This window comes from Streptomyces albospinus (assembly GCF_014648695.1).
Lineage (GTDB): Bacteria > Actinomycetota > Actinomycetes > Streptomycetales > Streptomycetaceae > Streptomyces > Streptomyces albospinus.
In genome coordinates, this window is the sequence record NZ_BMRP01000097.1 from 1 (window position 1) to 8,690 (window position 8,690).

At 69.6% G+C, this 8,690-nt stretch carries 7 protein-coding genes and 2 pseudogenes; 5 read left to right on the top strand and 4 right to left on the bottom strand.

Annotation, left to right across the window (positions count from 1 at the left end):
• The first annotated feature begins 421 nt into the window (after positions 1-421).
• Entirely contained in the window at positions 422-886 is a 465-nt protein-coding gene (locus IEZ17_RS40775; RefSeq protein WP_189308690.1) for a hypothetical protein, read from the top strand.
• A 186-nt stretch (positions 887-1,072) separates the two neighbouring features.
• Positions 1,073-1,621 (top strand): GNAT family N-acetyltransferase, encoded by a 549-nt coding sequence (locus IEZ17_RS40780; protein WP_189308691.1) that lies wholly within the window; start codon positions 1,073-1,075, stop codon positions 1,619-1,621.
• A 166-nt stretch (positions 1,622-1,787) separates the two neighbouring features.
• On the opposite strand, the gene IEZ17_RS40785 is transcribed toward IEZ17_RS40780, so the two are convergent.
• Positions 1,788-3,224, bottom strand: coding sequence for an FAD-dependent monooxygenase (locus IEZ17_RS40785; RefSeq protein ID WP_189308692.1), 1,437 nt, complete (start codon positions 3,222-3,224; stop codon positions 1,788-1,790).
• Between the two features lie 115 nt (positions 3,225-3,339).
• Between IEZ17_RS40785 and IEZ17_RS40790 the strand changes: the two genes are divergently transcribed.
• A complete protein-coding gene (locus IEZ17_RS40790) occupies positions 3,340-4,305 on the top strand; it encodes an Lrp/AsnC family transcriptional regulator (protein WP_189308693.1) in 966 nt (321 codons plus the stop codon).
• Positions 4,306-4,921: 616 nt separating this feature from the next.
• Here the strand turns inward: IEZ17_RS40790 and IEZ17_RS40795 are convergent.
• Positions 4,922-5,434 (bottom strand): alpha/beta fold hydrolase, encoded by a 513-nt coding sequence (locus IEZ17_RS40795; protein ID WP_189308697.1) that lies wholly within the window; start codon positions 5,432-5,434, stop codon positions 4,922-4,924.
• Between the two features lie 95 nt (positions 5,435-5,529).
• Here IEZ17_RS40795 and IEZ17_RS40800 point away from each other — a divergent pair, with 95 nt between their 5' ends.
• Positions 5,530-5,955 (top strand): hypothetical protein, encoded by a 426-nt coding sequence (locus IEZ17_RS40800; protein ID WP_189308694.1) that lies wholly within the window; start codon positions 5,530-5,532, stop codon positions 5,953-5,955.
• 36 nt (positions 5,956-5,991) lie between these two features.
• Here IEZ17_RS40800 and IEZ17_RS40805 read toward each other — a convergent pair.
• Positions 5,992-6,242, bottom strand: a pseudogene (locus IEZ17_RS40805) (hypothetical protein); the annotation flags it as partial.
• 14 nt (positions 6,243-6,256) lie between these two features.
• Complete coding sequence (locus IEZ17_RS40810; RefSeq protein ID WP_189308695.1) at positions 6,257-7,000, bottom strand: SOS response-associated peptidase; 744 nt, start codon at positions 6,998-7,000, stop codon at positions 6,257-6,259.
• A 727-nt stretch (positions 7,001-7,727) separates the two neighbouring features.
• Here IEZ17_RS40810 and IEZ17_RS43640 point away from each other — a divergent pair.
• Positions 7,728-8,504, top strand: a pseudogene (locus IEZ17_RS43640) (SDR family oxidoreductase).
• The last annotated feature ends 186 nt before the right edge of the window (positions 8,505-8,690 follow it).

Genomic DNA, 8,690 nt, shown 5'->3' on the forward strand with positions numbered 1-8,690 from the left:
CCCCACCTGCCACCGCGACATACCCACACCCGCACCAACCTGACCAAGCACTACTAGGGACCGGGCCAGGAGGCCCACCTCGCGCCGGAGGGCTGCCCTGCGGCCCGAGCTGTCTGCCTACGATGTGAGAACGCCCAAATCAACCCGGACATCAACTCGTATGAAGCTGACCTGCCGTCCGGCGCGGTACCTCCCGACAGGGCGTCACGCGAACCGAAATGGCCGCGATACCAGGAAGGCAGACACCAGAGCAGGCCGCAAGAACAAGCCACACCCGACCGCGTGAACGCGTTGAACGCGTGGAACATGAAGGTGGCCTGAGGCAGTGTCGGCCATCGACGAGGACTTCGCCCTCATCGCCCCCCACTCACGGCTTACAGGACCCGGCGCACCCACAGCGGAGCGACAACACGGGAACGCCATGGGGTCTCACTCCCCCACCATCCCAACACCGACCACAACTCCTCGGCAGAGTGCGGAGAGTCGGATCAGTCCGGCAGCCGCCGCCGCGATCGGCGGCGGCATCCTGGCCGCCGCGCTGCTGTCCGCCGTCGCCACCCGGCGCGTCCCGCAGCAGCGCCGCCGGCACCGAGGCCGACGCATCGCGCTCCCCGCAGACGGCGCAGCTGCCACCGAGGAGAACTCGCGCACCGATGAGGCAGCCCTGGACTGCACCACGCTCGACGGTGCCCTCCGCACTGCGGCAGTCCACCTGAGCACCGTCCAACGTCTGTCGAACGCCCTCACGCTGCCCACCGCCCTCGGCACCGTCGTGCTGCTCACCGTCGCTGCTGCCCGCCACGAACAGGGCAGCCTCCTACGTGCCGTGGCTGTAGCAGCCGCCGCCGGCGCACTGTTCACCCTGTTCGCCTTGGGCGGCATGTGACCGGGCGATGCAGGTCAGGCTCCTGCCCGGGGCGGTCCCGGAATTCCTGGGCACGTCCGGCCCGCTATCGGCGTTGACAGCAGGGGTCCAATTGGCCTATGGAGCAGTTGGGTTGGCGGGGTCCTTGGGCATGGTCCGCGCAGCACGTAGCCTGCGAGGAATCGTGAGCATTCCGGGAGCGGTCTCATGGAGATGACGTGGCGTCGGGTCGAGGAACAGGACTTCCCTCTGCTGCGGATGTGGCTCCAGCAGCCCCATGTGAAGCGTTGGTGGAATCACGAGACCACAGCGGAAGCGGTGGCGCGCGACTTCGGACCCGCTGCCCGAGGCGAGGAGCCCTCGGAGGATCTCCTCGCCTTCCTCGACGGTCGTCCGGTCGGTCTCGTACAGCGTTCACGCCTGCGCGACTACCCCGAGTACCTGGCCGAGCTGGCGGTCATCGTCCCTGTACCTGACGACGCGATGACCATCGACTACCTGATCGGCGATCCCCGCCAGACCGGCCAGGGCATCGGGACGGCGGTGATCCACTCCGCCATCGCGCGAACCTGGGCCGAACACCCGGCCGCCGCGTGCGTTCTCGTCCCGGTGGTGGCAGCCAATCGCCCTTCATGGCGGGCGCTGGAGCGGGCAGGGCTGCGCCGGGTCGGGGTCGGAAACCTGGAGCCGGACAACCCGGTCGATGACCGAACCCACTACCTCTACCGCATCGACCGGCCGGGAACCGGCGGCTGACGGTCTCACCCGCCCACCAACCAGAACGCTCAGCCTCGCCAAATCAACCGCACATCCGCCAGGTGGGACGCTCAGTCACAGTGAGCCGAAACACGGTAGTTGTCACCATCGGCGCCCACTGATGACCACCAGCCTCTCCACGACGGCCGGCTTCCTGAACGTCGGCTCAGCGGGGCTCGCCGAACCAGCGGGCGAGCGCCGGTTCCAGGTCATCCGCGCCTGCCCAGCACACGTAGCCGTCCGGCCGTATGAGCATCGGCTCGGTGTCGGCGCCCTGGCCCACCCGGTCCACCCGGTCCGACCAGGGGCCCGCGACCCTGGCGAACGTGTCGGCCGGGTCCAGCAGGATGCCGTGCCCGGACCGCAGCAGTTCGTGCACCCGGGCCGGGCCTAGGCCCAGGTCCGGTGCGGGCCGGCCGACAAGCGGATGGGTTTCGGTGCCCGGCATCGGGTAGCGGATGGCCATCCCGGACATCAGGTCGGCGAGATGGTGCTGGACGTCCGGCAGTTGGGCCATGGCCGTGAAGATCTCCCGGGCGGCCAGCACGTCCGGATCGCGGGTGCCGGCCCAGTCCATCAGCAGGCTCTGTGCCCGGACGTTGCGCAATACGGCGGCTCCGACCGGATGCCGTTCCGCGTGATACGTGTCGAGCAGGCTCTTGGGTGCCCAGCCGTGCACGGCGGCGCCGAGCTTCCAACCGAGGTTGAGCGCGTCCTGCATCCCGGTGTTCATGCCCTGCGCGCCGAGCGGAAGGTGGACATGGGCGGCATCGCCCGCCAGGAACACCCGCCCGTGCCGGTACTGCTCGACCTGCCGCGACGCGTTGGTGATACGGCGGGCGTAGCGCAGTTCGAGCAGGTGCACGCGCGTTCCGAACACGGTGCTCAGGCCGTGGCGGATTTCGTCCTCGGTGACCGGGATCTCCCTCGGCAGTGACCGGCCCGGCCCGCCGAGGACCAGTCGGCGCAGCTGCCTGCCCTGTGGATCGGTGCCGAGCGGGAACAGCGCCGCCCAGTGCCCGTCCTCGTTCCAGGTGTGCGACGTGGACGGATCGACGCCGCTCAGCCGCACGTCGGCGGCGGTGATCGTCAACGTACCGGGCTGACCGGGGAACCCGGCCCGCAGTAGCGACCGTACGGCGCTGTGGGCTCCGTCGGCGGCGACGAGGTAACGGGAGCGGAGGGTGACGCCGTTGGCGAAGGTCGCGGTGACCCCGTTGTCGTCCTGGGCGAGGCCGACCAGTTCGTGGTCCCTCCGGGCGTGGAGGCCGTGCGCGGCGAGGTGCTGCTCGAAGAATCCCTCGATCACCACCTGCGGCACGGACCGCCATGGCAGACGGTGCCGGTTGGAGTGGAGCGGGAGTGGGATACCGGCGAAGTGGCCCGTGGTGACGGGGTGATCTCCGGTGGCCAGCAGGGGCTCCAGCAGCCCTCGTTGGTCGAGTGCCTCCAGTGTGCGGGACTGCACGCCGCCTGCCTTGGACAGGTCGCTGCGCTGTGACAGCTTGTCGACCAGCACCGTCGACACCCCCGCCATCAGCAGCTCGTTGGCCAGCGTCATTCCGGTCGGGCCGGCGCCGACGATGAGCACATCGGTGTCCATGGACTCTCCTCTGGTTGTGTCGATCAGGACGGAAGCAACGCTCCGTCGGCCGAGCTGTCCGAGCCAGCAACCGGCTCGATTGCGTTGGAATCTGACGCCGTCTAACCTCTGCTCGGTGGAATTCGACTACGACGAGCTGGATCGTCGGCTCGTGCACGCGCTGCAGATCGACGGCCGTGCCCCGTTCAGCACCATTGCCGAGGTTCTCGGCGTGTCGGATCGCACCATCGCCCGCCGGTACGCCCGGTTGCGGTCGGCCGGGGCGGTACGGGTGCTGGGCGGGGTCGACCCCACCGCGCTGGGAGCCATCCTGTGGTTCCTGCGGGTGCGATGTGCGCCCGCCGCGTCGCTCCCGGTCGCCGAGGCGCTGGCCAGGCGCCCCGACACGTCCTGGGTGAGCCTCAGCTCCGGCGGCACCGAGATCACCTGCGTGGTCCGTACCGAGAGCGAGGCAGACAGTGAGGCACTGTTGCTGGCCAAACTCCCCCGCACCCCGCGCGTGGAGGGCGTGACCGCGCACTCCGTGCTGCACGCCTTCTATGGCGGCCCGGACAACCTGGTCGGAAAGCTCGGGTCGTTGGACGCGGAGGCGATCGAGCGACTGCGCCCGCGTCCGGTGCCGCATCGACGGGGACCGGTCCGGCTCGACGACGGTGACCGCAAGCTCCTCGCCCTGCTCGCCACCGACGGCCGGGCCGGGTTCGAGCAGTTGGCCGCGGCGACCGGCTGGTCGCCGACGACGGTCCGGCGCCGGATGACGGAGCTGCGCGAACACGGCCTGCTCTATCTCGACATCGACGTCGACTGGCGCATGTTCGGCGTGAACGCCCGAACCCTGCTCTGGCTCTCGGTCGCCCCCGCACACCTGGAGGAGGCCGGTCAGGCGCTGGCCGGGCACCCGGAGATCGCGTTCGCCGCCGCCACGACCGGCCCGACCAACCTGTACGCGAGCGTGGTGTGCACGAACCAACGGGAGCTGTACCGGTACCTGACCACGCGGGTCGCCGCACTCCCAGCCATCACACACGTCGAAACGGCACCAGTGATCAGGACCGTCAAGCAGGCAGGGAACCAGACATAGCAACCGACCAGCCCCCTGCTGCTTCGATCGCGCAAAGCACACTGCCGGTCACCAGGTCGGCGCGCTACCTGTCACCCGCAGCGCGCGAAGCACTGTGGGTGTCACCGGCTCCGGCGCTGTACCGGCCGCCTGGCTGCACAGCGGCTCCGACGGTCAGCCCGGCGTGCTCGGTCCGACGGCCCTTGTGACAACACGCAACGCCGCGAAGCCCTGGGATCCTCGGCCCTCGAACCAGACGTCTGGCAGCACATGGGCACCCGGCTGCCGATCCTCCCTGGGCATCGGGCATCCCTCAGCGATGACCGCAAACGCCTCGCCGTCAGCGTCTACATCTGGACCCGCGTCACCGAGGGCGAGCTCGCGTTCGCGCCCTGCCCACCACACATCGCCCACAATCCCGAACTCCGCGCCGTCTGGAGCCGACAACGGCACAACATCTGCCCCTGGCTCAGGCAGACAGACGGAGACACGGACGATCTCCCCCGCTACCGCCCTCAAGCCGCTGCTCGACACCCACACCGAGCAACTGGCCGAGGCGATCGACTGCTGCCCTGAGCTGCGCCGGTGACAACCTGCCAGCCGCTGCGGAGTTCGCGGGCTTCCGGTCAGGGCCGGGTTATTCCTCCGACCGCAGAAACGTCAGAACGGCCTTCGTGAACTCCATCGGTTCGGCTTGGTGGATCAAGTGCCCGGCCGGAATGGTGACGACTCGCCCGTGAGGAACACGACGGGCCAACTCGACGACGCCCTCCTGGGGCACGTGACTGCCTGGCCCGCCAGCCACGACAAGGGTCTTGGCAGTGATCCTGCTGAGGCGCTCCAGCCATCCCGCCTCCGGCGTGTCGACTTGCCGCCTGACGGCCAACACCATTTCCCAATCGACCGTCAGCTTCCCATCCGGCCTGGTCGGAGTGGTCTGTTCCCGAGGGCGTGGGATCGGAACGTCCTCCAAGACGAGCCGGTCCACACGCTGCGGATAGCCCTCGGCAAGTAGAAGGGCAACAATCCCTCCCATCGAGTGCCCCACCAGATCCACTCGGTCAAGTGCCAGCGCATCCAGAAGCCGTCGGCCGGCAGGAGGCAGCGGCGCCTTGCGAAGGCCGGGCGGATGCCCGGAAAGGGGTTCGATGTCCCCGCAAGATCACGTAATGTGTACACCGCCCGAAAACGAACAAGTGTCGCAGTCTCCGCAACCGTGACTGCGCAGGGGGAAGGAAGAACTCCATGAAGGCATCCCGTATCCGGCGCGGTGTAGCCGGTGCCGCCACCGTCGTGGCCCTGGCCGGGGCCGGCGTCCTGGCCACCGCACCGATGGCCGCGGCCAAGGCCAACCTGATCGCGATCGACAAGGTCTCGCTGGACGGGCCGGGCCTGCGGGTGAACGTCACGTACTCCTGCGACCCCGGCATGAACCACCAGTTGGTCGCCAACGCCGAGGAGATCACCTCGTCCAAGCTCAAGGGGTACGGCGCGGGCACCGTCAAGGTCGACAAGCTCGTCTGCGACTACGCCGACCACACCGCACAGGTCCGACTCAAGCCGGCCGCCACCCTGGGCTTCGAGAAGGGCGACAAGGTGAAGGTCACCGTCTTCTACTTCGACGACGACGGCTTCCGCTACGCCGACACGACGGCCACCGCCACCGTCTGAGCGCGGCGCCGCCCGCCGCCAGGGCCCTCGACCCGGCTACGTCCCGCAACTGGGCACGTCACCGCCGGAGTTGAGGGCCTTCAGCGCGTCCACCGCGCCGTCCAGGGTGGTGACGGGAACAGCCGTATCCCCATGGGGAGTTCGGCGCGGGCGTCAGTGCACTCCTTGCGCGGGACGAGGAAGACCCCCGCGCCGACGCGGTGCGCGGCCCGGGTCTTCAGCGCCACCCCGCCGACCACGCCGCCGGCGTCGACGATGCCGGTGCCCGCGATGGTCCGGCCGGCGGTGTGCTCGTCGACCTTCAGCGCTTGGGGCCGTCGGTGACCGTGTCCAGGAGGTGGGGGCCGTTGTTGCGTACGTTGTTGACCGCGGTGGACACCGGCCGGGCGTCGAGGTGGCCGGCGGCTGGTGTTCCCAGCAGGGCGCGCAGCTCGTCGGCGTCCTGATGGGCAGGGTCGAGCCAGGCGTTCCAGTCGTCGGGGGCGATGGCCAGGGGCATGCGTGGGTGGACGTGGCCGGCGGCGTCGGTGGCTTCCGTCGTGATGATGGTGCACGTCGTCCACCACGCCCCGAGGGCGTGGTCGTCGGCGACGTCGGGGTCGCGCCAGTACTCGTACAGGCCGGCGAGCGCCATGACCTGGCCGTCCTCGGGGCTGATGAAGTACGGCTGCTTGCGGGCCTTGGTCGTCTCGGTGGCCGCGATGGCCTGCCATTCGTAGAAGCCGTCGGCCGGCAGCAGACAGCGACGCTTGGCGAAGGCCCGCCGGTAGGCCGGCTTCTCCGCGACGCTCTCCACCCGCGCGTTGATCATCTTCGAGCCGACGCTCGGACTCTTCGCCCACGACGGCACCAGGCCCCAGCGCAGCGGTCGCAGCTGCCGGGTGATCTCGCCGGTGTCGCGCTCGACGCGTTCGAGGACCGACCACACGTCGTTGGTCGGTGCGACGTTCCAGTTCGGAGCCAGCGCCATGTCAGCATCCCAGCGCGCGTCGAACAGTCCCGCAAGGTCCTGCGGGCGGCGGGTGGAGGCGTATCGACCACACATGCCCTCACCCTGCCACGGCGCCGGCGAGCACTACACCTTGGCACCCTCGGGCCAGGGCACAGCTAGCCGTGGATTGCTCGGCGGTACTGACAGTGAGGGGCCCGGATTCGCAGGGAATCAGGGCCCCTCAGCGTCTCGGCGGGGAAGGAAACCGGCCGCCTGGATACCAGCTCTCGTTCGGGTTCTTGCCCACCAGAGCGGACAGCAGCTCGACGATCTGCGCCTGATGGCGATCCCTCTTCGATTCGAGGGCGTCGAAGCGAGCGTTGCCCCTTGGCGAAGCCATCCCGCATCTCGCGACGGAGCGTGGCTTGCCCCTCGATGACGGCCGACTTGGGTCTTCCCCGTTCGGCCCAGTGCCGATGGTCGGTCGCGATGCGACAGGAAGACGTCGGCCGGAGGCTGGAGACATGGGCAATAGCTCGCCGGCCAGAGCTGTCGGGACCGGGGCACTCACCGTGGGGCCAGTCGTACTGCCCGTCCGGTTGTACACGGCGACGGAGGAGAGAGCGGTGCGGGTCGCCGTAAGGCGGATGCCGGACGGAGCCGTCACCGACGGGCGTGAGACCCGGACGGGCGTGAGACCCGGACGGGCGTGAGGTGGACTACCCGGCCGCCTCCCGGCAGCCGGGACGGCTCCAGGAGCGAAGTGGCGGTGCCGACCGGCCCCCGCACGGCCCGTACCCGGCACCAGGACTTTCAGCAGTTGTGATCAGGAGGTGTCATCATGACCAAGCAGCAGCACCCCCGGCCGCTGGCCGGACGGACTGCGGTGATCACCGGCGCGGCCAGCGGCATCGGCGCCGCCACCGCCCAAAGACTCGCCGCCGACGGAGCACGGGTGGCACTGCTGGCCCGCCGCGTTGACCGGCTCGAAGACCTGGCCCAGAAGATCGCGAAAGACGGCGGAGAAGCCCTGGCAGCGGCCGTGGACGTCACCGACTCCGCGTCGCTCGACAGCGGCGCCCGCCAGGTGACCAAGACCTACGGCACCGTCGACCTGGTCGTGGCCGCCGCCGGCGTCATGACCAACAAGCGGGTCCTGGAGGCCGACCCCGACAACTGGTGGCGCGAGATCGACACCAATTTCCAGGGGGTACTGCGCACCGTGCACGCCTTCCTGCCGTCCCTGGTGTCCGCTGCCGAGGCCGGTGGCCCCGCCGACCTGCTCGCCATCTCCTCGGTCGCCGGCCGCGTCCCGTTCCCCGGGGCGAGCGTCTAGGCCGCCACCAAGGCCGCCGTCGACCATTTCGCCCGCAATCTGCGCCAAGAGGTCGCGCCCCTCGGCGTACGGGTCACCACCGTCGCACCCGGCCTCGTGCAGACCGATATGCCAAACCAGCAGCTCACCGACCCCGACGCCGTCCAGTGGCGCGACCAGCTCCTGGCCTCGACCCAGATTCTGTCCGCCGGCGACGTCGCCGACCTCATCGCCTACGTCACCAGCCGCCCCCCGCATGTCAGCCTCCCCGACATCACCGTCGTCCCTACCGGCCAGCCCTGAACCACCGCACCCAGGATCGTCGTAGGACCAGCGCCGACACCGCACCCGCGTACACCCAGCTCGCGGCCCGGCACAGCGAAACCCTCCCGGACACCACCCGCCGCCCTGGCTGCTGGACAATCAGCCTTAGTACTGCAACCGCATGTGGGGGTCGTGGCCTCGGCGTTGGTAGTGGCAGCGGCGGGC